General features: G+C 66.7%; 27 protein-coding genes (1 of these 27 only partly in view). 10 read left to right on the top strand and 17 right to left on the bottom strand.

Annotated elements, in window-relative coordinates; all coding sequences use genetic code 11:
* Positions 1 to 119 precede the first annotated feature (119 nt).
* The 8 genes from ACFJGT_RS23440 to ACFJGT_RS23405 all read right to left on the bottom strand — a co-directional run bounded on the left by ACFJGT_RS23440 (position 120) and on the right by ACFJGT_RS23405 (position 5797).
* Entirely contained in the window at positions 120 to 1142 is a 1023-nt protein-coding gene (locus ACFJGT_RS23440) for a zinc-binding dehydrogenase (protein WP_377843203.1), read from the bottom strand.
* Between the two features lie 15 nt (positions 1143 to 1157).
* Entirely contained in the window at positions 1158 to 1442 is a 285-nt protein-coding gene (locus ACFJGT_RS23435; RefSeq protein ID WP_377843199.1) for a type II toxin-antitoxin system RelE/ParE family toxin, read from the bottom strand.
* On the bottom strand, positions 1439 to 1687 hold the full coding sequence (locus tag ACFJGT_RS23430; protein ID WP_377843196.1) for a CopG family ribbon-helix-helix protein: 249 nt from the start codon (positions 1685 to 1687) through the stop codon (positions 1439 to 1441). Before ACFJGT_RS23430 ends, ACFJGT_RS23435 begins: the two co-directional genes overlap by 4 nt.
* 55 nt (positions 1688 to 1742) lie before the next feature.
* Complete coding sequence (locus ACFJGT_RS23425; RefSeq protein ID WP_377843193.1) at positions 1743 to 2489, bottom strand: SDR family oxidoreductase; 747 nt, start codon at positions 2487 to 2489, stop codon at positions 1743 to 1745.
* Positions 2486 to 3766, bottom strand: coding sequence for a beta-ketoacyl-ACP synthase (locus ACFJGT_RS23420; RefSeq protein ID WP_377843190.1), 1281 nt, complete (start codon positions 3764 to 3766; stop codon positions 2486 to 2488). The genes ACFJGT_RS23425 and ACFJGT_RS23420 overlap by 4 nt, the downstream gene beginning before the upstream one ends.
* A gap of 10 nt (positions 3767 to 3776) precedes the next feature.
* Entirely contained in the window at positions 3777 to 4910 is a 1134-nt protein-coding gene (locus ACFJGT_RS23415) for a beta-ketoacyl-ACP synthase (RefSeq protein ID WP_377843187.1), read from the bottom strand.
* A complete protein-coding gene (locus ACFJGT_RS23410) occupies positions 4907 to 5371 on the bottom strand; it encodes a 3-hydroxyacyl-ACP dehydratase FabZ family protein (protein WP_377843182.1) in 465 nt (154 codons plus the stop codon). The genes ACFJGT_RS23415 and ACFJGT_RS23410 overlap by 4 nt, the downstream gene beginning before the upstream one ends.
* 144 nt (positions 5372 to 5515) lie before the next feature.
* On the bottom strand, positions 5516 to 5797 hold the full coding sequence (locus ACFJGT_RS23405; protein WP_047580420.1) for an acyl carrier protein: 282 nt from the start codon (positions 5795 to 5797) through the stop codon (positions 5516 to 5518).
* A 271-nt stretch (positions 5798 to 6068) separates the two neighbouring features.
* Between ACFJGT_RS23405 and ACFJGT_RS23400 the strand changes: the two genes are divergently transcribed.
* Entirely contained in the window at positions 6069 to 8003 is a 1935-nt protein-coding gene (locus ACFJGT_RS23400) for a methyl-accepting chemotaxis protein (protein ID WP_377843176.1), read from the top strand.
* A gap of 74 nt (positions 8004 to 8077) precedes the next feature.
* Here the strand turns inward: ACFJGT_RS23400 and acnA are convergent, their stop codons facing one another.
* Positions 8078 to 10777, bottom strand: a complete 2700-nt coding sequence (gene acnA, locus ACFJGT_RS23395) for an aconitate hydratase AcnA (protein ID WP_377843170.1) — start codon at positions 10775 to 10777, stop codon at positions 8078 to 8080.
* 219 nt (positions 10778 to 10996) lie between these two features.
* On the opposite strand from acnA, the gene ccmA reads away from it, so the two are divergent.
* Together ccmA and ccmB are read left to right on the top strand one after the other, a co-directional pair.
* The gene (gene ccmA / locus ACFJGT_RS23390) at positions 10997 to 11620 is read left to right on the top strand and encodes a heme ABC exporter ATP-binding protein CcmA (RefSeq protein ID WP_377843163.1); all 624 of its coding nucleotides are present in this window, start codon (positions 10997 to 10999) and stop codon (positions 11618 to 11620) included.
* 178 nt (positions 11621 to 11798) lie between these two features.
* Positions 11799 to 12467 carry a heme exporter protein CcmB gene (gene ccmB / locus ACFJGT_RS23385; protein ID WP_377843159.1) on the top strand — a complete coding sequence of 223 codons (669 nt, stop codon included), beginning with the start codon at positions 11799 to 11801 and terminating at the stop codon, positions 12465 to 12467.
* A 5-nt stretch (positions 12468 to 12472) separates the two neighbouring features.
* Here ccmB and ACFJGT_RS23380 read toward each other — a convergent pair whose 3' ends face one another.
* Positions 12473 to 12700 carry a hypothetical protein gene (locus tag ACFJGT_RS23380; RefSeq protein ID WP_377843156.1) on the bottom strand — a complete coding sequence of 76 codons (228 nt, stop codon included), beginning with the start codon at positions 12698 to 12700 and terminating at the stop codon, positions 12473 to 12475.
* 201 nt (positions 12701 to 12901) lie between these two features.
* Between ACFJGT_RS23380 and ACFJGT_RS23375 the strand changes: the two genes are divergently transcribed.
* The 4 genes from ACFJGT_RS23375 to ACFJGT_RS23360 all read left to right on the top strand — a co-directional run bounded on the left by ACFJGT_RS23375 (position 12902) and on the right by ACFJGT_RS23360 (position 14786).
* Positions 12902 to 13144 (top strand): hypothetical protein, encoded by a 243-nt coding sequence (locus tag ACFJGT_RS23375; protein WP_377843153.1) that lies wholly within the window; start codon positions 12902 to 12904, stop codon positions 13142 to 13144.
* Positions 13145 to 13252: 108 nt separating this feature from the next.
* Entirely contained in the window at positions 13253 to 14014 is a 762-nt protein-coding gene (locus tag ACFJGT_RS23370; RefSeq protein WP_377843150.1) for a heme ABC transporter permease, read from the top strand.
* Positions 14011 to 14196, top strand: a complete 186-nt coding sequence (gene ccmD, locus ACFJGT_RS23365; protein WP_377843145.1) for a heme exporter protein CcmD — start codon at positions 14011 to 14013, stop codon at positions 14194 to 14196. The genes ACFJGT_RS23370 and ccmD overlap by 4 nt, the downstream gene beginning before the upstream one ends.
* Positions 14193 to 14786, top strand: a complete 594-nt coding sequence (locus tag ACFJGT_RS23360) for a DsbE family thiol:disulfide interchange protein (RefSeq protein ID WP_377843140.1) — start codon at positions 14193 to 14195, stop codon at positions 14784 to 14786. The genes ccmD and ACFJGT_RS23360 overlap by 4 nt, the downstream gene beginning before the upstream one ends.
* Before the next feature lie 109 nt (positions 14787 to 14895).
* Here the strand turns inward: ACFJGT_RS23360 and purQ are convergent, their stop codons facing one another.
* The 4 genes from purQ to purC form a co-directional block, all read right to left on the bottom strand.
* Positions 14896 to 15591 (bottom strand): phosphoribosylformylglycinamidine synthase subunit PurQ, encoded by a 696-nt coding sequence (gene purQ / locus ACFJGT_RS23355; RefSeq protein ID WP_377843136.1) that lies wholly within the window; start codon positions 15589 to 15591, stop codon positions 14896 to 14898.
* Between the two features lie 3 nt (positions 15592 to 15594).
* On the bottom strand, positions 15595 to 15837 hold the full coding sequence (gene purS / locus ACFJGT_RS23350; protein ID WP_199092189.1) for a phosphoribosylformylglycinamidine synthase subunit PurS: 243 nt from the start codon (positions 15835 to 15837) through the stop codon (positions 15595 to 15597).
* Between the two features lie 84 nt (positions 15838 to 15921).
* Positions 15922 to 16509 (bottom strand): hypothetical protein, encoded by a 588-nt coding sequence (locus tag ACFJGT_RS23345; protein WP_377843131.1) that lies wholly within the window; start codon positions 16507 to 16509, stop codon positions 15922 to 15924.
* 41 nt (positions 16510 to 16550) lie between these two features.
* On the bottom strand, positions 16551 to 17345 hold the full coding sequence (gene purC / locus ACFJGT_RS23340; protein WP_257735084.1) for a phosphoribosylaminoimidazolesuccinocarboxamide synthase: 795 nt from the start codon (positions 17343 to 17345) through the stop codon (positions 16551 to 16553).
* Positions 17346 to 17660: 315 nt separating this feature from the next.
* On the opposite strand from purC, the gene ACFJGT_RS23335 reads away from it, so the two are divergent.
* Entirely contained in the window at positions 17661 to 17984 is a 324-nt protein-coding gene (locus tag ACFJGT_RS23335; protein WP_377843126.1) for a DUF1476 domain-containing protein, read from the top strand.
* A gap of 146 nt (positions 17985 to 18130) precedes the next feature.
* Positions 18131 to 18910 carry an HpcH/HpaI aldolase/citrate lyase family protein gene (locus ACFJGT_RS23330; protein ID WP_377843121.1) on the top strand — a complete coding sequence of 260 codons (780 nt, stop codon included), beginning with the start codon at positions 18131 to 18133 and terminating at the stop codon, positions 18908 to 18910.
* Between the two features lie 175 nt (positions 18911 to 19085).
* On the opposite strand, the gene ACFJGT_RS23325 is transcribed toward ACFJGT_RS23330, so the two are convergent.
* On the bottom strand, positions 19086 to 19730 hold the full coding sequence (locus tag ACFJGT_RS23325) for a DNA-3-methyladenine glycosylase family protein (protein ID WP_377843118.1): 645 nt from the start codon (positions 19728 to 19730) through the stop codon (positions 19086 to 19088).
* Between the two features lie 85 nt (positions 19731 to 19815).
* On the opposite strand from ACFJGT_RS23325, the gene gluQRS reads away from it, so the two are divergent.
* Positions 19816 to 20712: a tRNA glutamyl-Q(34) synthetase GluQRS gene (gene gluQRS, locus ACFJGT_RS23320; RefSeq protein ID WP_377843115.1), complete on the top strand. Its 897-nt coding sequence runs from the start codon at positions 19816 to 19818 to the stop codon at positions 20710 to 20712.
* Positions 20713 to 20717: 5 nt separating this feature from the next.
* Here gluQRS and ACFJGT_RS23315 read toward each other — a convergent pair whose 3' ends face one another.
* Together ACFJGT_RS23315 and ACFJGT_RS23310 are read right to left on the bottom strand one after the other, a co-directional pair.
* Complete coding sequence (locus ACFJGT_RS23315) at positions 20718 to 21635, bottom strand: AEC family transporter (RefSeq protein WP_377843112.1); 918 nt, start codon at positions 21633 to 21635, stop codon at positions 20718 to 20720.
* A gap of 112 nt (positions 21636 to 21747) precedes the next feature.
* Positions 21748 to 23725, bottom strand: the 3' portion of a protein-coding gene (locus tag ACFJGT_RS23310; RefSeq protein ID WP_377843109.1) for a M23 family metallopeptidase. Its footprint extends 47 nt past the window's final position; 1978 of the gene's 2025 nt are visible here — the last part of the coding sequence; its start codon lies beyond the right edge, outside the window; it ends in the stop codon at positions 21748 to 21750.

Genomic DNA, 23725 nt, shown 5'->3' with positions numbered 1-23725 from the left:
GCCCACTTCGCTTGAAAATGCTTCAGCTCGCCCGTGCCGAGAGCAAGACCGGGCCTTGAACGGGCGATCTGGGGCAGGAACGCCCCGGCGTCAAGTCCTTGGCGGGAAAGAGGTCCCGCTCAGAAGGCGATGACAACCTTGCCGAAGACCTTGCGGCCTTCGATCCGGGCAAGGCCCTTCTCGAACTCGGCGAGCGGGAAGACCGAGTCGATCACCGGCTTCATGCCGCCGGCCATCTTCTCCAGCGACTGCGCGATGTTCTCGATGCGGCAGCCGAAGGAGCCGGTGATCCGGTACTGTTGCTGGAAGAGCTGCATCAGGTTGATCGTCGCCGAGGGGCCGGAGGTCGCGCCGCAGGTGACGAGCCGGCCGCCGCGCTTCAGGCAGAGCAGCGAGCCGTTCCAGGTGTCGGCACCGACATGCTCGAACACGACATCGACGCCCTTGCGGCCGGTGAGCTTGCGCACGACGCCCTCGAACCGGTCCTCGCGGTAGTTGATGACGTGATCGGCACCGAGCGCCTTGGCCTTGGCGCCCTTCTCGTCGTCGCCGACCGTCGTGTAGACCGTGCAACCGATCGCCTTGGCCATCAGGATCGCGGCGGTGCCGATGCCGGAGCCGCCGGCATGGACCAGCACGGATTCGCCGGGCTCCAGCTTGGCATTGTCGAACAGCATGTGCTGGACCGTGCCGAAGCCGATCGGCGCGCAAGCGGCGTCCTCGAAGGAGACGCCCTTCGGCGCTTTGATGGTGAGGCGGGCCTGGCGGTTCAGCACTTCGCGGGCGAAGCCGTCGATATGGAAGCCCATGATCCCGGCGACGTTCTCGCAGAGATTGTCACGGCCCTCGCGGCAGGCCTTGCACTGGCCGCAAGTGTCCGCGCCATAGGCGGTGACGGTGTCGCCCGGCGCGAAGCCGGTGACGCCCTCGCCGACGCAGACGATCTCGCCGGCCGCCTCGACGCCCGCCGCCTGCGGCATCTTGCGCTTGGCGAAGGCCATGCCGCGGAAGCCCCAGAGGTCGAGATAGTTCAGGCCGACCGCCTTGATGCGGATCTGGACCTCGCCGGGAGCCGGCGGCGGCGGCGGCTCGATCTCCTCGAGACGGAGGTCACGGTCGCCATGAAGCTGGAGGGAACGCATGGGTTTCGAACGCTTTCAGAGCTGGTCCGGCCATTGCCGGGAGGTATGGAGGACCGCGAGGATTTGGACCGCATCGTCATACACGCGATAGGGCAGGATGTACGATGTCCCGGGAACGACAAGTTCGCGCGTGCCTTCGATGCGCCCGGGACGACCACTGGCTGGATGGTGGAGGAGCTGCATCGGCGCGGCGCGGATCGTGCGGATCATGGAGAGGGCGGCGAACGGATTGAACTGGGTCAGATAGCGTGCGACGTCGCGCAGATTGCGCTGGGCTCTCGGAGTCCAGACAATCCTCATTGCTGGCCGATCTTGGCCTGAATCTCGGCCTCGATCGCATCGAGATCGGCTTCGGTGACGAACTCGCCGCGGTCAGCCTCGGCCAAGCCCGCTTTGATCTGCTCGATCTGCCAAGCGTTCAGCTCGATATAGCTTTCGATCGCTTTTGCCGCGATCCAATTGCGCGAGCGGTCGGTATCGGCGGCGAGCGCGTCGAGCTTGGCCAGCATCTCGTCGTCGAGACGGATCGTGAAGGCTGCCGTCATGTCGGTTCACTCCGGTTCGGAGTGAACCGTATCACGAAAGGCTGTTTCGGTCGATTCAGCGGTGAATACCGAGCTGCGCTGTCAGGCCGCCGTCGATCGGCAGGACCGTGCCGCTGATATAGGCGGCGGGCTCGCTCATCAGGAAGGCGGCGAGGCCGGCGACCTCTTCCGGCCTGGCGAAGCGGCCGGCCGGGATCTGCGCCTGCATCTTGTCGCGATAGGCGGCGTAGGGCGCCATCATGTCGGTGTCGACGAAGCCCGGCGCGATCACGTTGACGGTGACGCCGCGCTTGCCGGTCTCGACCGCCAGCGTCTTGGCATAGGAGATCAGCGCGCCCTTGGAGGCCGCGTAAGCCGCGTTGCCGGGATTGCCGCGCAGCGCCGCGACCGAGCCGATCGCGACGATGCGCCCAGTGCGGGCGCGGATCATGGCGCGCATCAGGCTCTTGGCGAGGCGGGTGAAGGCCCAGAAATTGACCTGCATCGCGGCTTCCGCCTTGTCCTGCGCCATCATCGCGGCGAGCGAATCATAGGGCTGGCCGGCATTGTGGACGAAGCCGAAATAGTTCTCGCCCTCGCGTGCCTCGCAGAAGGCGTCGAGCGCCTCCTTGTCGGAGAGATCGAGCGGCAGTGCGACGATGCTGCGGCCCGGGTGGCTCGCGGCGATTTCTTCGGCCAGCGCCTTCGCCTGCTCGGCAGAGGAGCGGAAGGTGAAGTCGACATCGTGTCCGGCCGCGGCGAGCGCGCGCACGATCGCAGCGCCGACACCCTTGGCGCCGCCGGTGACGAGAACTTTTGTCATGCGGCCTCCGGGGGCGCCGTCAGCACGAGGCAGGTGTTCTGGCCGCCGAAGCCGAAGGAGTTGGAGATCACCGTCCTGACCTTCGCCTTGCGGGCCGTGTTCGGCACGACGTCGAGCGCGATGGCCGGATCGGGATTCACGTAGTTGATCGTCGGCGGAATCGTGCCGTTGGCGATGGTCATGAAGGAGATGACCGCTTCGACAGCGCCGGCCGCCGTCAGGGTATGGCCGATCATCGACTTGTTCGAGGAGATCGGCAGGCTCGCCATGCGCTCGCCGAAGACGGCGGCGCAGCTCATCGCCTCCATCTTGTCGTTCTCGGGCGTCGAGGTGCCGTGGGCGTTGATATAGTCGACATCGTCGGGGGTCAGGCCGGCATCGGCCAGCGCATCCTGCATGGCGAGGATGGCGGGCTTCCCGTCCGGGCTTGAACGCGTCCGGTGGAAGCCGTCGCCGCGCTCGCCGCAGCCGGCCACGATGCCCAGAATGGTCGCGCCGCGCGCCAGCGCGTGGTCGTAATCCTCCAGCACGAGGGCGCCGGCGCCTTCACCCATGACGAAGCCGTCGCGGTTCTTCGAGAACGGCTTGGCCGCAGCTTCCGGCGGATCGTTCTGGGTCGAGAGGGCCGAGAGCAGCGAGAAGCGGATCAGCGCCTCGGCATGAATCGAGCCGTCGGTGCCGATGCAGAGCGCGGCTTGCGTATCGCCGCGGCGGATCGCCTCGACGCCCATCTGGATCGCGGTAGCGCCCGACGAGCAGGCGGTCGAGAGCGAGATCGGCGAGCCCTTGGTGCCGAAACGGTCGGCGATATGGTCGGCGACGCCGCCGAAGACGAAGAGTTCGTGCATCGCCCGGAATTGGCCGGTCGCGGCAGTGCGCAGCAGGCCGTCGTAATCGGCCTCGCCCGCGGTGGCCCGGGCCATTTCCTGCTTCTGCGGCCATTCCATCTCGACCGGCGGGACGGCCATGAAGAGCTCGCCGGGGAAATCGCCTTTCGTGCCGATGCCGCTCTGGCCGACGGCTTCCTCGGCCGCGAGCGTCGCGAGCTTCTCGGAGAGCTGGGGGGCGGTGAACGGGCCGTCGAACAGGAAATCGACGGTGCCGCCGATGCTGGTCTTCAGGCCCTCGGTCGGGAAGCGATCGATGCGGTGGATGCCGGATTTTCCGGCGGTCAGAGCCTGCCAATTGGTCTCCTTGCCCTGGCCGAGCGAGGTGACGACGCCCAGCCCGGTGACGGCGACGAGCGGACGGCCCTTGGCGTCGCGATGCGTGGTCATGGCTTTACCTTCACGCTTGAACGAGATGCGCGGCGCCCTCGCCGCGCCAGTGGCCGGCGCCGGTGACGATCGCTTCCTTCGCCTGCCCGGCTGACAGGGCGATTGCCGCCAGCGCCACAGAAACCGGGAAAGCCGCCTCGACGCCATGGCCGACGAGATCGCCGGTCGCGATGCGCTTGGCGGAAGGCGCCGCGGCGGCGATGGCGGCCGCTTCCTCAGCGGTGATGCCGGCGCAGCCAGTGGCGGCGGAGATTGCAAGAGCATTGCCCGAGATCGGGCCGAAGCCGCCGAGCAGGCCGTTCAAGGCGGACTGGACCGTGCCGGCTTCGCGACGGCTTCGCGCGGCGCCGGTGTGGCTCAGCTTCGCATAGGCCCTGGCGCCACGGGCGGCGGCGCGCTCGGCCGATTCCAGCACGAGGAAGGCGCCAGCACTGCCGGTGATCAGGCCCGGTGCGCTCTCGCGCTCGAAGACCGGCTTGAAATCATCGCGATGCAGATAACCGCCGAGCTCGAAGAGCAGCAGCATGTCGCGGCGTTCGGCATTATAGGCGCCACCGACCAGCATCAGGTCGGACTGGCCGGAAGCGATGCGGGCATGGGCGGTGCGGACCGCGTCGACGCCGGCCTGCTCCTCGCCCATGAAGGTGCGGGACGGGCCGGTAACGCCGTGGACGATGGCGATATTGCCGGCGAGCAGGTTGGAGAGCTGGGCGAGGAAGAGCGTCGGCCTGAGATCGCCCATCAGGCGCTCGTTGAGGAAGGCGCCCGTATCGTTGGCGCCACGCAAGCCTTCGAGGATCGCCGCATCGACGGCATGGTCGCGCTCGCCGCCGCCGGCGGCGACGATGACCTGCAGGGCGCTCTTCGCCTCGGCGTCGTCCTTCAGCCCGGCCGAGTCGAGGGCGAGGCCGGCGGTGTAGACGCCGAGCCGCTGCCAGGGCTCCATCTGGCGCTGGTCGGATTTCTTCGGGATCTGCCGATCGAGTTCGAGCGGCTTGAGCGAATGAATCGGATAGGGCTTGAAACTCTCGGTATCGACGGCCGGAGGGCCGCCGGCTGCGAGCGCCGCGGCATGAGCCTCGACGCCTTCGCCGAGGCTGGAGGCGATGCCGATGCCGGTGATGACCACGTCGCGGCGGTTCATGGGGCAGGCTCCGGCGTCAGGCCGATAGCTGCGATGCGGCTCAGCATCAGCGCGCGCATATCGGCGGGGAAAGGCATCAGGCGGAAGCGCAGTTCGGCATCGCAGATCGGCTTGCCTTCGCTGGTCAGCTTCACCTTGGTGGCGGCGTAACCGGAACCCTCGATGATGAGTTCGGCGCTGGCTTCCAGCTCGGTGCGGGGCTCGACGAAGGTGCGGAAGCGCGCCTTGTCGACCGTCATCAGGAAGGGCATCTGCGAGAGGCCGTTGAGGCCGAGCAGGAGATAGCCCGAGGCCTGCGCCATCGTTTCGGTCAGGAGCACGCCGGGCACCAGCGGGTGGCCGGGGAAATGGCCCTCGAAGACCGGGCTCTCGGCGGGGACGGTGGAGCGCGTCACGATGCGCTTCTGCGACGGATCGAAGGTCACGACCCTGTCGATCATGTCGAAATATTCGAGGCGCATGCGATCCTTAAGCCTGCTGGGCGCCAGAACGGCGCAAGGCCGCGACACGGATCGGTCGATCCGCGCAACGGCCCCTATGCTCTATCGGGAGCCGCGCGCCGGCTCAAGTCCGGCGGCGGCGGAAGGCGATCAGGCCTGGCTGATTCAGGCCTTCTTGGCGGCGACGAGATCGTCGATGCGCTTGCAGAGATTCTCGAGCACGAAATACTGCTCGGCCGGGGCCTTGCCCTCGTTGACTTCCTGCGTCCACTGCTCCAGCGGCAGCTTGATGCCGAAGGCCTTGTCGATCGCGAAGGCGATGTCGAGGAAAGCCAGGGAATCGATGCCGAGATCTTCGATCGCGTGGCTCTGCGGCGTGATCTTCTCCCGCGGAATATCGCAGGTCTCGGAAATGATGCCGGCGACCGTCTCGAACGTAGCGGACATGCTGCGGGTGCTCCCGTCTGGTATCGGTGATGGCGGACGACATCCGAGCGCGGGATCTCCCCTGCGCCTGCCCCAAGCCTCCGCCGTGGATGACTCTAAGGCCCCCTTACACTGCAAGTCGCCGTAGGACAACTGCGGGGCATTCGGGGCCGACAGCCCTGCCATACCTTGCAAAAAGCATCGCAAAGTAAGTCACCCGGCGGTCGATTGACCCTGCGTTAACGATAACCCGCCATCCTGCTCATCTTCAATGCGGGGTCGGATAATGGCAATGTCATCGCTCAAGCATCGCTTCGCCATTCTGTGCCTGTTCTTGGCAGCCATCACCGGCACCACCGCCGTGATCGGCATCTACACCTCTCGCGAGATGGGCGCGACCATCGACGAAATCGCCAATTCCGCCACGTCGATCCGCAATCACACGATCGGCGACATGCTCCATGACGGGTTGAGAGCCGATGTCTACGCCGCCTTGATCCGATCGGCGGCCGGCGAGAGTCGGGCCGAGACGATCGCGCAGACGCAGGAACATGCCAACGCGTTCCGGGAGAAGATCGCCGCGACCAAGAGCCTCGTCCGCTCTCAGGACAGTGCCGACAGGCTGCGGACGCTGGACGAACCGCTCGACAACTATATTCGCCAGGCGCTCGATATCGTCGATCTCGCCTTCCGGGACCGCCCGGCCGCCGTTGCGGCGATGCCTCGCTTCGACGAGCGGTTCGAAGCCCTCGAGGTTTCGATGAAGACAGTCGGGGACGCGTTGGAGGCGGAGGCGCTGAAGGCGCAGACCGATGCCGGAAGCGCGCGCCAGTTCTCCAGCATCGCGTCCGTCGGCGGTCTCGTGGTGGCCATCGCCGTCGCGCTCGGCCTCTTTGCCAGCGTCCTTGTCGGCGTGGTTCGGCCCGTCGTCGGCATCGCGCAGGCGATGCGAGGGCTCGGGGCGAGCGAGGCCGAGGCGAAAATTCCCCATACTGACCGACGCGACGAGATCGGGGATATGGCGCGCGCGATCGGGACGTTCCAGAATTCGCTCAACGAGCGCGCGACGATGGACAAGCGCCGGTCGGAAGACGAACTCGCGGCTTCCGAGCAGCAACGCCAGGCCACTACGGAAACAGCCCGGCAGATTCAGATCGTGGTCGAAGCGGCCGCGCGAGGTGATTTCAGCCACCGCGTCGATTCGCGGCTGGCGCGGGGCGAGATGGAAGCGCTCGTCGTCGGCATCAATCGCATCAACGAGGCCATCGACGACGCCACCACCAAATTCGCCGCGATCCTTACCGCGATCGCCGGTGGTGACCTGACCCGGAAGGCGGCCGATGCGTATTCAGGTCACCTCGGTGACCTCAGCGAGTCGATCAACGCGATGGTCGGCAAGCTGTCGCAGACCGTCGGCGTCATCAAGCTGACGGCCGCCGATGTCCGCTTGTCGGCCAGCGAAATCCAGACGGGTGCCGAGAATCTGTCGCATCGCACCGAGGATCAGGCCTCGTCGCTGGAGGAGACGGCTGCCACGACGGAGGAACTGGCCGCCTCGGTGAAGGCATCGGCCAACGCATCGCACCAGGCGCTCGCCCTGGCGCGGGAGGCGGCGCAAATGGCGGAAAACGGCGGGACCATCGTCAGGAACGCGATCGACGCCATCGAACGGATCGAGCGGGCGAGCGGAAAGATCACCGATATCACCTCCGTCATCGACAATATCGCCTTCCAGACCAATCTGCTGGCGCTCAATGCGGCGGTCGAAGCGGCACGGGCGGGCGAGGCCGGCAAGGGCTTTGCCGTCGTCGCCTCGGAAGTCCGCACGCTCGCCCAGCAAACCTCGGAGGCGGCGAAGAGCATTTCGAGTCTGATCGGCGATTCGACGCGCGAGGTCGCGACCGGCGTCGAGCTGGTCCGCAGCGCCGGCGGTGCGCTCGGTGCGCTCGTCGATGCCTCGCAGAAGGTTGCAAGCACGGTCGCGGAAATCTCCTCGGCTTCCGGCGAGCAGGCCAACGGCATCAACGAGATGAGCCAGACTGTGGCCCATATGGACGAGATGACGCAGCAGAACGCAGCCTTAGCCGAGCAGAGCGCGGCCTCCGCCATCTTGCTGAGCCAGAAGATCGAACAGCTCGACGCGTTGGTCTCAGCCTTCCGCACGAGCGGGGAGGCCGGGGCGGGAGCATCCTTGCGCGAGCCCGCGCCGCTGCGCCGCGCGGGCTGAAACGAAAAACGCTCCCGGGGATCATCCCCGGGAGCGTCTGGATTTCGCCTGTCGCCGGACGGGCGCGGGGGCCGTCAGGCGGCCAGCCCGCGCAGCACGTAATGCAGGATGCCGGCGTTCTTGAAGTAGTCGATCTCGTCCAGCGTATCGATGCGGCAGAGGATCGGCACCTTCTTCACGGTACCATCGGCGTAGGTGATCTCGGCTTCCATCATCTGGCGCGGCTTGACGTTGGCAAGGCCGTGGATGGTGACCATCTCGTCGCCCTTCAGGTCGAGCGAGGCCCAGCTCGTGCCTTCCTGCAGGGTGAAGGGCACGACGCCCATGCCGACCAAGTTCGAGCGGTGGATGCGCTCGAAGCTCTGGGCGATGACCGCCTTGACGCCGAGCAGGTTGGTGCCCTTCGCCGCCCAGTCACGCGAGGAGCCGTTGCCGTACTCGACGCCGGCGAAGATCACCAGCGGGACCTTCTCCGCCTGATACTTCATCGCCGCGTCGTAGATCGGCAGTTCTTCCTTGCTGGGATAGTGGATGGTGTAGCCACCCTCGCGGCCGTTCGGGCCGAGCATGTGGTTGCGGATGCGGATATTGGCGAAGGTGCCCCGCATCATCACCTCATGATTGCCGCGACGCGTGCCGTACTGGTTGAAGTCGGCCACCGCGACGCCATGCTCGGTGAGATAGGAGCCGGCCGGAGAGGCCGCCTTGATCGAACCGGCCGGGGAGATGTGGTCGGTGGTGATCTTGTCGCCGAACAGGCCGAGGATGCGCGCGCCCTTGATGTCGGTGATCGCGGCCGGCTTCTGGTGCATGCCCTGGAAATAGGGCGGGTTCTGCACATAGGTCGAATCGTCGTCCCAGGCATAGGTCTCCGAGGTCGGAGCGTCGACCGCCTGCCAATGCGCGTCGCCCTTGAAGACGTCGGCATATTTCGCCTCGAAGATGGCGCGGGTGACGTTCTCGCGGATGAAGCTCTGGATCTCCTTGTTGGAGGGCCAGATGTCCTTGAGATAGACGTCCTTGCCGTCCGAGCCCTGGCCGAGCGGCTGCGTGGTCAGGTCCATCTGGATGGAGCCGGCCAGCGCATAGGCGACGACCAGCGGGGGCGAAGCCAGGTAGTTCGCCTGCACGTCCGGCGACACGCGGCCCTCGAAATTGCGGTTGCCGGAGATGACGGCACCCGCGATCAGGCCCTTCTCGTTGATCGTCTTCGAGATCGGCGCCGGCAGCGGGCCGGAATTGCCGATGCAGGTGGTGCAGCCGAAGCCGACCAGGTTGAAGCCGAGCTTGTCGAGATCGGTCTGGAGGCCGGACTTGGCGAGATACTCGGCGACGACCTGCGAGCCCGGCGCCAGCGAGGTCTTCACCCAGGGCTTGACCTTGAGGCCCTTGGCGACGGCGTTGCGGGCGAGCAGGCCCGCGGCCATCAGCACCGAGGGGTTCGAGGTGTTGGTGCAGGAGGTGATGGCGGCGATGACGACGTCACCATGGCCGAGGTCGAAATCCTCGCCCTCGACCTCAACGCGGCGCGAAATCTCGGCGCCCTTTTTGTAATCGGTGTCCATGGCGGCGGCGAAGCCGGCCTTGACGCCGGAGAGATCGACGCGGCCTTCCGGACGCTTCGGGCCGGCCATCGAGGGCTTGACCGAGGAGAGATCGAGCTCGAGCGTGTCGGTGAAGATCGGATCGGGCGTTTCCGGCGTGGCGAAGAGGCCCTGCGCCTTGCTGTAGGCCTCGACCAACGAGATGCGGTCGGCCGCACGGCCGGTGGTGGTGAGATAGTCCAGCGTCTCGGCATCGACCGGGAAGAAGCCGCAGGTCGCGCCGTATTCCGGGCCCATGTTCGCGATGGTAGCGCGGTCGGCCAGCGTCAGGTTGTAGAGGCCGGGGCCGAAGAACTCGACGAACTTGCCGACGACACCCTTCTTGCGCAGCATCTGCGTGACGGTGAGCACGAGGTCGGTGGCGGTGATACCTTCCTTGAGCGAGCCGGTCAGCTTGAAGCCGATCACTTCCGGCAGCAGCATCGACTGCGGCTGGCCGAGCATCGCGGCCTCGGCCTCGATGCCGCCGACGCCCCAGCCGAGGACGGCGAGGCCGTTGACCATCGTGGTGTGCGAGTCGGTGCCGACGACCGTGTCGGGATAGGCGACCTCGACCTCGACGCCGTCGATGGTCTCCTTGCGGGTCCAGACGGTCTGCGCGAGGTACTCAAGATTGACCTGGTGGCAGATGCCGGTGCCGGGCGGGACGACGCGGAAGTTGTCGAAGGCGCCCTGGCCCCACTTGAGGAACTTGTAGCGCTCGGCATTGCGCTCGTATTCGAGCTCGACGTTCTGGGCGAGCGCCTTGGGCGTGCCGAACTCGTCGACGATGACCGAGTGGTCGATGACGAGATCGACGGGAACGAGCGGGTTGATCTTCTGCGGGTCGCCGCCGAGCGCCTTGACGCCGTCGCGCATCGCGGCGAGGTCGACCACGGCCGGAACGCCGGTGAAGTCCTGCATCAGCACGCGGGCCGGGCGGAAGCCGATCTCCTTGCCGGCGGTGCCCTTGTCGTCGAGCCAGGCGACGAAGCCTTCGATATCGGCCTTGGTGACGGAGCGGCCGTCCTCGAACTGCAGGAGGTTCTCGAGCAGCACCTTCATCGAGAAGGGCAGCTTGGAGATGCCGGGCAGGCCATTCTTCTCGGCATCGGGCAGGGAGTAATAGGTGTAGGTCTTGCCGCCGGCGGTGAGCGTCTTGCGGGCTTTGAATGAGTCGAGCGAGGCCATTCGGGCTTGATCCTGATCAAGGGGTTGCGGTCGCGACCGGAGCGCCCTTGCGGACACTGCCGTTCGAAGGCCTAATGCGCATGACGCGCGCGCCGCCTCGGGAGTGCCCGAGCCCCGCGCCGGATCGGCGTGCGGCGTAGCCGCGGGTTCTATAGAGCAATTCCAAGAAGCGCGCTAGATGAACGAAATGAGCTCGAACGCATCTGCGGCAGCGCTGGCTTGAAACCGGCTTCCTTCCCTCCGACCAGCCTTCATGCCGAGGATCTCGCCTGCCGCCGCGGCGGGCGGTTGATCTTCGAAGGGCTGAGCTTCGTGCTTTGTCCCGGCGAAGCGATCGCGCTGACCGGCCGCAACGGCGCCGGCAAATCGAGCCTGATCGCCATGCTCTGCGGGCGCCTGCGCCCTGATGGCGGCCGGATACGGCTGGAGGGGAGCGAGGACGAGGCCGAATTGGCCGAAATCTCGCATCTGGTCGGGCATCGCGATGGGCTCAAGACGGCGCTGACGGCGCGCGAGAACCTCGCCTTCGCACGGGATGTGCTGGGGGATGCCGCTGCGACCCCCGACGAGGCGCTGGCCGTCGTCGGGCTCGGCCATGCCGCGGAATTGCCGGCGGGCTATCTCTCCGCCGGGCAGCGGCGGCGCGTGGCGCTGGCGCGGCTTCTCGTATCGCGCCGGCCCTATTGGCTGCTCGACGAGCCGCTATCGGCGCTCGATACGGCCTCGCAGGTAATGGTCGCCGGACTGATGCGCGATCATCTCGCTGAGGGCGGCGCGATCCTGGCCGCGACCCATGGCCCGCTCGGTATCGAGGGCGCGCGCGAAGTCAGGATTGGGCTGTGATGGTGCTGCGCCCGATCCTGCGTCGTCATTCCGGGGCATTGCTTAGCGATGAGCCCGGAACCCAGAACCGCAGGCGTGGAGAAGGAGGGCGGGGCCGTTGCAGGTTTCTGGAGCACGGTATCGGTTCTGGATTCCGGGCTCACCCCTGCGGGGCGCCCCGGAATGACGGAGTCAGGCCGTGAAGCGCGCTTTCATGGCGATCCTGAAGCGCGACCTTGCCGTCGCCAGCCGGGCCGGCGGCGGTGGCGAGCTCGCGCTCGTCTTCTTCCTGACGATGGTCGTGCTCGTGCCTTTCGCGCTCGGGCCCGATCTCAACCTGCTCTCGCGGATCGGGCCGGCCATCCTTTGGCTCGGCGCGCTGCTATCGGTGATGATCGGCCTCGACCGCTTGTTCCAGAGCGATGAGGAGGATGGCTCGCTCGACCTGATCCGCGCTTCGGCCCTGCCGCTGGAGCTCGCCGTGCTGGCCAAGGGGCTGGCGCATTGGCTGACGACGGGGCTGCCGCTGGCGCTGGTCTCGCCGCTGCTCGGCCTGCTGGTGGCCTTGCCGGGCGAGGGCGTGTTGCCGCTGGTCGCCACGCTTCTGGTCGGCACGCCGGCCTTGAGCTTCATCGGGGCGGGTGGGGCGGCGCTGGCGGCGAGCCTCAAGCGCGGCGGCTTGATCGTGCCGGTGCTGGTTGCGCCCTTGACGGTGCCGGTGCTGATCTTCGGCGTTGCCGCGGCCAATGCGGCCGTGGGCGGCACAGTGCCCTTCCTGACGCCGTTCCTGATCCTGTGCGCGATTTCGCTGGGGGCCGTCGTGGTCGGCACGGTGGCTGCCGCAGCGGCGCTCCGATCGGCCGAATAGGCGGTTCAGTCGTGCTGCGGTGCCTGCGGCGCGAACTCGATCGGGTAGCCGCACTGGGTCGCGAATTTCGCGACGGATACCGCGATATCCTCGAGCGCGACGTTCCGCTCGACGAAAGCGCGGCGGATTTCCTCGGCGGTGGCGTTGACGTCGAGGACGGATACCTCGTCGATTTTGCTGCGCACCTTCATCTCGACGGCGCGCTGCATGTCTTCCGACAGCTTGATCAACATGGTCGATCCTCCTGATCGCAAGCTAGCGCAAGGCATTGGCATATGCAAGTTAAAGGTCATAAAAAATCTAATATAATCAATAACTTAGCAATATTGCAAACTGCTGGCATCGCCGTCTCCGGCGGTGTTGGCGCAGGCGCTTGCGTCCCAGCGTCATGGGCTGTTATCATCACTTACTCATTTTGATGTGGTTGCAACAAAATGCCGGCCGAAGAGCGGGGCGAACGCCTCCAGATCATGCTCAGCCAGGACGAATTGCGCGCCCTGGAAAACTGGCGCTTCGACAAGCGCATGCCCAGTCGCGCGGCGGCCGTGCGGGAATTGCTGCGCCGGGGCCTGATGGCCGAGGGCTTCGACCTCGCCGGCGAAGGCATTCAATCCAAGCAGTTCGGCATCGTCGACAAGGGCGGGGCGGAGGCTTCGTCGCCGGACGAGGACGCCTAGCCGAAGCGTGATTGTCGCAGCCGCTCGGCATCCATTGCTTGGAACCCGTCGAGATTGCTAAAGCTGCGCCATGGCGCTCAAGCTCCCGCACCTGACATCGCCGGCATCATGGCCAGCCTGATCGATCTCGCCAATCCGACGCGCTTCATGCGTTTCTCGGCCGTGCTGCTGCCGTGGCTTTCGGCGATCGCGGCGCTGCTGATCGTCGTGGGCTTATATCTCGCCTGGTTCAAGGCACCTGCCGATTATCAGCAGGGCGAGACCATCCGGATCATGTTCATCCATGTGCCGGCCGCCTGGCTCGCCATGATGTTCTATTCGATGATGGCGCTTTCGGCGCTGGGCACGCTGGTCTGGCGCCATCCGCTCGCCGATGTCGCACAGAAGGCGGCGGCGCCGATCGGCGCCTGCTTCGCGCTGATCTGCCTGATCACCGGCGCGCTCTGGGGCAAGCCGATGTGGGGCACCTATTGGGTCTGGGACGCGCGGCTGACATCGATGCTGGTGCTGCTGCTGATCTATCTCGGGCTGATCGCGCTCTGGCGGGTGCTCGACGATCCCTCGCGGGCGGCGCGGGCCGTCGCGATCCTGACGCTGATCGGGTTCGTCAACGTGCCGATCATCAAGTTCTCGGTCGACTGGTGGAACACCTTGCACCAGCCGGCCTCGGTGCTGCGCATGGGCGGACCCACGATCCACCCCGCGATGCTGTGGCCGCTCCTGATCCTGGCGGTCGGATTCACGCTGATGGCGCTGTCGCTGCACATGGTCGCGATGCGCGCCGAGATCATGCGCCGGCGCGTGCGGACACTGACGATTCTCGAAGCGGAGCGGCTCGACCGGTTGGCGGCCCAGGGCGTGCCGGCATGAGCGGGCTTCTCGACGCAATCGGCCCGCATGCCGGCTTCATCCTGGCATCCTATGGCGCGGCGGCGCTTGTCCTCGCGGGGCTGACGCTGGCGATCCTGCGCGATCACGCCGCCCAGAAGCGGGCGCTCGATGCGCTGGAGCGTCGCGGCGCCGGCCGCCGTTCGAGCCGGGAGGGCGCATGAGCCAGGTCGAAACCGCGCCGCGGCGGCGCTCGCCGCTGGTTTTTCTCGCGCCATTGATCATTTTCGGGGCGCTTGCGATCGTTTTCGGCATCGGCCTGTTCAGCGGCGACAAGAGCAAGGTGCCCTCGGCCCTGATCGGGCGCGTCGCACCGACGATCGCGCTCGCGCCGCTGGAAGGATTACAGAAGGATGGCAAGCCGGTGCCGGCGTTCGGCAATGCCGATCTTGCGAAGGGGCAGGCGACGCTGGTCAATGTCTGGGCGAGCTGGTGCGCGCCCTGCCGGGTCGAGCATCCCGTGCTGATGGGCCTGGCCGAGACCGATGCGGTGAAGCAGGGCAAGGTCGCGCTCGTCGGGATGAACTACAAGGACGAGGCCGAGAATGCGCGCCGCTTCCTCGGCGCGCTCGGCAATCCGTTCTCGGCCGTGGGAACGGATCAGGCCGGGCGCGGCGCGATCGAATGGGGCGTCTACGGCGTGCCCGAGACCTTCGTCATCGGGCCTGACGGGCATATCCTGGACAAGCATGTCGGCCCCCTCGACCAGATGGCGGCGAGCAAACTGCTGCAGCGGGCGCTGAAGGGGCGGTAACACGCCGTCATGCTCGGGCCTGACCCGAGCATCTCGTACCGAGAAGGGCGCCTTATTCCGAAAGAGATTCTCGGGTCTGCGCTTCGCTTCGCCCGAGAATGACGCCTTTTCAGGCCGCCCGCTTGGCGCCGACGAGGCTCTGGAACAGGCCGCGCCCGTCGGTGCCGCCGACCAGCGAATCGATCAGGTTCTCGGGGTGCGGCATCAGGCCGAGCACGTTGAAACCCGGCGAATAGATGCCGGCGATGTTGTTGAGCGAGCCGTTCGGGTTCGCCGCCGGGGTAACGTTGCCCTGTTCATCCGCATAGCGGAAGGCGACGAGGCCTTCGCCTTCGAGACGGGCGAGCGTCTGCGCATCGGCGATGTAGTTGCCCTCGCCATGGGCGATGCAGACATCGATCGCCTGGCCCTTGGCATAGGCGCTCGCATAGGGCGTGTCGTTGCGCTCGACCTTGAGGTGTTGGCGCTTGCAGACGAATTTGAGATGGGCGTTGCGCACGAGGATACCGGGCAGGAGCCCCGCCTCGCAGGCGATCTGGAAGCCGTTGCAGATACCCAGCACATAGCCGCCGCGGGCGGCATGGGCGCGGGTGGCGTCCATGATATGGGCGCGGCCGGCGATGGCGCCGGTGCGCAGATAGTCGCCATAGGAGAAGCCGCCCGGCAGCACGACGAGGTCGGTCCCATCGGGCAGATCGGTGTCGCCGTGCCAGACATGGGTCACTTCGGCACCGGCCTGCTTCAGCGCCTTGGCGACGTCGCCGTCACGGTTGGAGCCGGGAAAGGTGATGACGGCGGCTTTCATCGCTCAGGCTCCGATCTCGACGCGATAGTTCTCGATCACGGTGTTGGCGAGGAGCTTTTCGCAGGCGGCCTTGAGGGCGGCCTCGGCGGCGGCCTTGTCCGAGCCTGAGAGCTCGATATCGAAGACCTTGCCCTGGCGCACCGACTCGACGCCGGCGATGTCGAGCGACTTCAGAGCGCCTTCGATCGCCTTGCCCTGCGGATCGAGCACGCCGGTCTTCAGGGTGACGGTGACGCGGGCTTTCATGGGGATCTCCGGACGCGGATTGTTACGGGGTGCCTTAACGGTGAATCAGGGCGGGCTCAACCGTTTCCCGCCGTTTCACGTGAATCAGCGGCTGCGCCAGGCGGCCTGCGCATCGCGGCGGGCGGCCTCGGCGGTATCGCTCACGCCGAGCGCGACGACGAGGCGATCGGCCTCACGGCCGTAGAGGATCGCGGTGACGGCCTCGCGACCGGCGGTATCGAGCGAGCGGATCGTCACGAGCACGCCCTTGGCGTCGTCCGAATCGATGCGGGCGACATCGGTCGCGCTGCGGGCTTCGGGTTTCGCGTCCGGCTTCTTCTTCAGCCGGCGCTGCGCCTTGCGGCGCTCGGTTGCCTTCGCTGCGGCGAGCTGCGCGAAAGCACGCCCGAGGCTTGCAGGACTTTCCGACAGGGCCTTTTCCATGTCGCTGGCCTGCTCGCCCTCGAGGGCGATGACGGCGGCGAAACCCTGCCGTGTGCAACTCTCGCGCGGGCAGAACACCATCGAGCGGGCTTCGAGCCCGTCATTCAGCACCCAGGAGCCGATCGGCAGGGGCTGCCAGCCCTGCGAGGCCGGAAGGTCGGCGATACCCGGCCCGAAATGATGCGAGCAGGCGCCGAGCAGGAGGCTGCTGGCGAGAGCTAGGGCCGCGACATGAAAACGGGAGCGCATGCGCTCCCGTTTCGTCGGCGATAATGGCGTCGCGATGGCGCTCACTGCACCAGGCGCGGGCCGCTCGGGCCGGGATTCTCGTTCTCGCCCAAGATGCCGAGGCGGCGGGCGACTTCCGAATAGGCTTCGATCAGGCCGCCCATGTCGCGGCGGAAGCGGTCCTTGTCCATCTTGTCCTTGGACTTGATGTCCCAGAGCCGGCAGGAATCGGGGCTGATCTCGTCGGCGACGACGATGCGCATCATCTCGCCTTCCCAGAGCCGGCCGGTTTCCATCTTGAAGTCGACCAGGCGGATGCCGGCGCCCAAGAAGAGGCCGGAGAGGAAGTCGTTGACGCGGATGGCCAGCGCCATGATGTCGTCGATCTCCTGCGGCGTCGCCCAGCCGAAGGCGGTGATGTGCTCTTCCGAGACCATCGGGTCGTTCAGCGCGTCGTTCTTGTAATAGAACTCGATGATCGAGCGCGGCAGCTGCGTGCCCTCCTCGAGCCCGAGGCGGGTCGCCAGCGAGCCGGCGGCGATGTTGCGCACGACGACTTCGAGCGGGATGATCTCGACCTCGCGGATGAGCTGCTCGCGCATGTTCAGCCGGCGGATGAAATGCGTGGGCACGCCGATATCGTTGAGATTCGAGAAGATGTGCTCGGAGATGCGGTTGTTGAGCACGCCCTTGCCGTCGATCACTTCATGCTTCTTGGCATTGAAGGCGGTGGCGTCATCCTTGAAATGCTGGATCAGCGTACCGGGCTCGGGTCCTTCGTAAAGGACCTTCGCCTTGCCTTCGTAAATGCGACGGCGGCGATTCATGGGTATGTACCGTGGCTTGAGGAAATCCAAAAGTCGGCCCTTCTCTGGACGCGATGGGGTCGCGGCGGGATCTGGCCCCTGTTCTGTTCTTGTCCGGCGCCATCGGCCAGCGGGGCTCGTCAACGACGAAGCCAGCGGCGACAATGGAGCCGGTTGCATACGGGGGCGCCAAGGGCGCACTCGCGCCTGCTATATGGAGTGTCTGCGCCGCAAACGCAACAAATCGGCGTCTGGAGGCCTGCGGAGGCTTAAAGACCGCTGAAGACCCGGAACGAGGCTGGTCCTCGCCCTGCCGGCAGCCTATATGATGGGGCTGTATCTCCCAGACAAGGACATGGACGCCGCATGACGACCTTCGACCAGCGCAAGGACGCCTACGAGAACAAGTTCGCCCATGACGAGGAGCTGCGCTTCAAGGCGACCGCCCGGCGCAACAAGCTGCTCGGGCTCTGGGCTGCCGAGAAGCTCGGCAAGAGCGGCGCTGACGCAGAAGCCTATGCCAAGTCGGTCGTCGTGGCCGATTTCGAGGAGGCCGGCGACGAGGACGTGGTGCGCAAGGTCAAGAACGACTTCGCGCTTACCGGCGTCACCGTCGCGGACACCGAGATCCGCACCGTGATGACGCAGCTCCTGATCAAGGCGGCCGACGACATCCAGGCCGGCCGCTGAGCCCACGCCGCCGGATGCATCCCGGCTGACGCAGGACGTCTCTGAAACGGGCGCATGGGCGCCCGTTTGCATTTCCGGCTCCGCACTGGTCAACCTGCATCGACCGCCGCAACGCCCCCAATGCGGCCGAACCGGATGAATGCACCATGGCCAAGCCCACCGTCCTCGCTTCCCTCGCCGATCGTTTCGCCAGGGGTGACAGCGTCGTCTCGGCCTGGTGCGGCCTGCCCGATCCGTCGGTCTCGGCGATCCTGGCGCAGGAGGATTTCGACGCGATCACGCTCGACATGCAGCACGGGCCGATCACGCTCGCCGAGGTCATCCGCGCGATTCCGCTGATCAATGCCGCCGGCAAGCCCGTGATCGCGCGCATTCCGGTGGGCGAATTCCAGAACGTCTCGAAGCTGTTCGACAGCGGCGTCTCCGGGGTCATCGCGCCGATGATCAACACGATGGAGGATGCCCGTCGTTTCGCCGCCTATGCCAAGTACCCGCCGATGGGCGAACGCAGCTGGGGCAGCTATGGCGGCCTCGGAGCGTCCGGCCTCGACCAGAACAGCTATCTCAAGACCGCCAACAGCTTCTCGATGACCTTCGCGATGATCGAGACGCGCGAGGCGATGGCGATCGTCGACGACATCCTGGCGCTGGACGGGATCGACGCGCTGTTCGTCGGGCCGTCCGACCTCTCGATCGCGCTGTCGGGCGGGGCGAAGGTCGACGCCACCGCGCGCGAGGTCGATGAAGCGCTCAAGCATGTCGTCGCCCGCGCCTCGGCGGTGAACAAGCCGGTCGCGTTCTATTGCGCGACGGCGGAGCGCGCCAAGCAGGGGCTCGAAATGGGTGCGCGCATGGTCACGGTGATGAGCGATTCCGGGATGCTGAAGGCAGCCGCTCAGGCGGCGCTGAAGATCACGCGAAGCTGATTAGGATTACGCCTCCCCGCCTCTCGCTCTTACGGGGAAACACGTTGTCATCCCGGGCTTGCCCCGGGATCCATCGGAGAGCGCAGAGCCCTACGATGGATCCCGGATCTCCGCTTCGCTGCGTCCGGGATGACCCGCGGTTTCGCGCAAAGCCAGCCTGCTGGGGCCGACGCGCTCAGGCGTTGATGCCCTCGCGACGCTTCAGCAGGGCGTAATCCGCCCAGAGCAGTCGCGCCGCGACGCCGCGCCAGGGTCGCCAGGCTTCTGCCATCGCCTCGAGCTCGGCCGGTTTCGGGCGGGCTGCCAGGCCGAAGGCGTGGCGGGCGGCTTCCTGGATGGCGAGGTCGCCGGCGGCGAAGCCGTCGCGGTGACCGAGGCAGAACAGCAGATAGACATCGGCGGTCCACGGGCCGATGCCCGAGATCGCCGTCATCAGCGCATGCACTTCCTCGGGCGAGGCGTGTTCGAGCGCCTCGAAGGCGAAGCGGCGCTCGACCAAGGCGGTTGCGAGCGCGAGCAAGGTGCGCTGCTTCGGCCGCGACAGGCCGGACAGGCGCATGTCGTCATCCGTCGCGGCGAGCACGCGCTCGGGCGTCAGCGGCACGAAGACTCCGGCGAAGCGGTTCCAGACGGCCCGCGCGCTGGCGACGGACAATTGCTGGGAGACGATGATCGCGGCAAGGCCGGTAAAGCCGCCCTCGCGCAGCCTGAGCGGGGGCAGGCCAGTGCGCGCGACGATCGGCTGCCAGTCCGGATGCAGGGCGACCAGCGCAGCCATCCCTTCCTCGAGATCGGCGTTGGAGGTGATTCTCTCGATCATGATCCCGGTATCGTTGGCAGAGGCGACGGCTTTCGTCAGCAGGGAGCGGCTTGGCGCGCGGATGTGCAATCCCTAGACAGAAGAGATGGCGTCCGCTCCACCCGATTCCAGCAAGTCGATTTTCCGCTTCGCGCCGAGCCCGAATGGCCGCCTCCATCTCGGCCATGCCTTGTCGGCCCTGACCAACGAAGCATTGGCCCGTCGTTTCGGCGGGCGCCTGCTGTTGCGGATCGAGGATATCGACCTGACGCGGTGCCGCTCGGAATTTGTCGCGGGAATCGAAACCGACTTGGAATGGCTCGGTATCCGGTTCGAGTCCGGCTTCCGCCGGCAATCCCAGCATTTTGACGACTATGCCGCCGCGCTTGCGAGCTTACGCGAGCGCGGGCTGATCTATCTCTGCTTCTGCTCCCGGCAGGAGATCCGCAATGCCGTCGTGGAGCGGGAGGTCGCGACCGGGCAACCCTGGCCGGTCGATCCCGATGGCGCGCCGCTCTATCCCGGCTCCTGCAAGGGGCTCGCTTCCGAAGAAGCGGCGCAGCGCATTGCGGCCGGTGAGGCGCATGTGCTGCGGCTGGACATGGCGGCGGCGCTCGCCGCGACGGGGCAATCGCTGGCCTATACGGTCTTCGACGCGGAAGATGCCCGGCACGTGGTTCAGGCCGCGCCGGCACGCTGGGGGGATTTCGTGCTCGCCCGCAAGGATGTGCCGACGAGCTATCATCTCGCGGTCACCGTCGACGATGCGCTGCAGGGCGTGAGCCATGTCGTGCGTGGCCGCGACCTGGAGGCAGCGACGGATGTCCATGTCCTGCTGCAGCATCTGCTCGGTTTGCCGACGCCGCTCTATCACTTCCATCGCCTGCTGCTCGCCGATGACGGGCAGAAGCTCGCCAAGAGCCGGGCTTCGCAGAGCCTCGCGGCCTTGCGAGGCGATGGCATCACCGCGGCGGAGATCCGCCGGCAGCTCGGCTTCGCCTGACTCGCTCAGCCGACGCCGAGGAAGGTCAGCCAGGCTGCCGTCGAGAACAGCGAGAGCAGGGTCGAGAGCGTGATCGCGCTCGATGCATCAGCCACGCCCTGCCGGTAGCGCTCGGCGAAGAGATAGGCGTTGATCCCGCAGGGGCAGGCCGCGAACAGCACGGCGACGCCGGACCAGTGGGCCGGCATCTCGAAGACCCGCGTCGCCAGCCAGTAGACCAGCAGGGGATGCAGGCCGAGTTTCAGCCCGCTCAGCACTGCGGGCAAAGCAAGGCCGGATTCGAGGCCGTAACGACGCATGGCGATGCCCAGGCTGATCAATGCGCAAGGCACGGCGGCTCCCGCCAGCAGATCGACCAATGTCCAGGCCGGCTCAGGGATATATGCGATGAAGGGACGCGCTGCCGATCCGAGCAGGATGCCGATGATGATCGGATGGGTGAACAGGCGCTTGATCAGTTGCGGGATCGAGGCGGAACGGCCTTCCGCCAGCAAGGTCGCCGCGGTCATCGTGACAGGCAGATGGACCGCGAGCAGCAGGCCGAGCGGCACGGCACCGGCATCGCCATAGGCCTTCAGGATCATGGGGACGCCGACGAAGACGGTGTTCGACTGGGCGGCGGCAAAGCCGGAGACGACGAGTTCAGGCCCCTTTCGCGCGAAGAACCGGGAAGCGATGAGCATCGCCAGCGCCCAGACCACAGTGAGGCCGGCGAAATAGGCGATCCAGTATCCCCAGGGCTGGGTCACGGGGATATCGGCCTTGGCGAGCGTGCGGAACAGCAGGCAGGGCACGGCGAGGACGAAGACGAAATCCGACAGGCCTTCGCCCGTGGTCTCGCGCAGGAGCTTGCTCCAGCGCGCGAGATAGCCGAGGCCGATCAGCCCGAAGACGGGCAGGACGACGAGGAGGGAAGCGACCATGGCTTCAAAACTCGCGCGAAAGAGGAACGCCGGCTTCCGCCGTGTCCGCTTGCGGGCGCGCTGTCAAGCAGCAGAAGCGTGGCGCAACGTATAGAGCGTTGCCGTCATGCGCTCAGCGCAACTGCGCGAGCGTGCCGCCGGCTTTCTCGATCAGGCCGCGGATCTCGTCGCGCTGGCGCTTGAACTCGGCGAGCGTCGGGCCTTGCAGCTCACGTCCGCGCGGCACGCGGATCTTCATCGGGTTGACGAAATTGCCGTTGACCTTGACCTCGTAGTGCAGGTGCGGGCCGGTCGACAGGCCGGTCGAGCCGAGATAGCCGATGACCTGGCCCTGCCGCACCTTGGCGCCCTTGACGATGCCGGCGGCGAAATTCGACTGGTGCGAATAGGTGGTGACGTAGCCGTTGGCGTGCTCGATCACCGTGTGCTTGCCATAGCCGGAGGACCAGCCGGCTTCCAGGACCGTTCCGTTGCCGGCGGCCAGGATCGGCGTGCCGATCCGGTTCGACCAGTCGACGCCGGTATGCATCTTCGAATAGCGCATGATCGGGTGGTAGCGCATGCCGAAGCCGGAGCGCAGCTCGCCATCGGCGATCGGCTTGCGCAGCAGGAACTTCTTCAGCGATTTGCCCTCTTCGTCGAAATACTCGATCAACCCGTCGTCCGGGGCCTGATAGCGGAAGACGCGGCGCGTCTCGCCATTGACCGTCAGGGTTGCGGACAGGATCTCGGCCCGCTCGCTCTCGTCCTCCTCGGTGAAGATCACCTCGAGATTGTCGCCGCCATGGACCCGCTGCTGGAAATCGAGGTCGTAGGAGAAGATGCGGACGAGCTCATCGACCAGAGGCCGCGGCAGATCGTGGCGGGCGCCGGTCTCGTAGAGGCTTTCGTAAAGCCGGGCGCCGCCCGAACCCTCGTCCTCGTCGCTATCCTCGGCATTGCGCCGCTGCGGCTTCTGCGCGGCGACCGCATCCTGGCGCGGCAGCTCGACCGGCACGAAAGCGCCCTTGTCGCTCATCGCGATCGTGGCGTCGGGCTGGCCATTGCTGAGCAGCGAGACGCGCATGATCTGGCGGGGATCGCCGGGCCCGGGGCCGGGTGCATAGAGCACCTGCAAGACCTGGCCGTCGGGCAGGGCCGAGGTCCGGATCCTGCCGCCGAAGGCCGTGATCATCGTGCGGAGCTGCTCGGGGGAGACGCCGGCGCCGCGCATGACCTGTTCGAAGTTCTCGCCGCGCTTGGCCATCAGCAGCTTGTCCTCGACGAGAGGCTCGCGCGAGGCCGGAATCGGCGTCTTGGGGGCGTTGGTGACGTTCTCCGGCACGACGCGGACCTCGATGCCGGAGAAGCGGGTGTCGGTCGCGGGCGCATAGGCGAGGATGTCGGTGCCCGGTGTCGCCGTGCCGGTCAGCGTGCGGCTGAGCATCAATTGCGGCGGGATCGGCAGGGCGCGCTGGCGGCCGGAATTCGCCAGGTTGGCGCGCTCTTCCTCGACTTGCGAGATCACTTCGGCGTCGCTGAGCTGCGGCTTGCCGGAGGGCAGGGTCAGGTCGCCGAGATCGCGCTTGACGATGGTGACGTCGGCATCCGGCATATCCTGAGCCGGCTCGGCATAGCGCTCCTCGGGCTGCCCGCCCTCGGCGAAGAGGCGCAGCGGATTGAAGGGCGGGATATTGGTGGCATAGACGCCGGTGGTCAGCGACAGGTTGGAGGCGAGGCGGACGAAGGGCCGGACGCGGATGACCTCGCGGTTGCCGGTGCGCTGCGACATCGGCGCCCGCAGGGTATGGCGCGCCGACATGACCGGCTGGTCGGCCACGAGCTTGTCGGCCTTGCGCGCGCCACCGCCATCGCCAGCGGCCGAGGAGGCGCGGATGGCGACCGTCTCGGGTTGCTCGGGATAGCTGGTATCGCCGCGCATCGCGACCAGGATCGCCGCGCCGAGCAGGGCCGCACCGCAGGAGCCGACGAGCGCACAGGCGAAGAGCCAGCGCAGCGAGACGCCGCGGCGGTCCAATGGCTGCTGGCGCGCGTCGCCTGGCTGGATCGGCGGCTCGATGCCGAGATCGACCAGCAGGGCCGCTGCCTCG

This window comes from Allobosea sp. UC22_33, assembly GCF_042700715.1.
In the GTDB taxonomy this organism is placed as follows: domain Bacteria; phylum Pseudomonadota; class Alphaproteobacteria; order Rhizobiales; family Beijerinckiaceae; genus Allobosea.
This window is presented reverse-complemented; position numbering and strand designations above follow the sequence as displayed.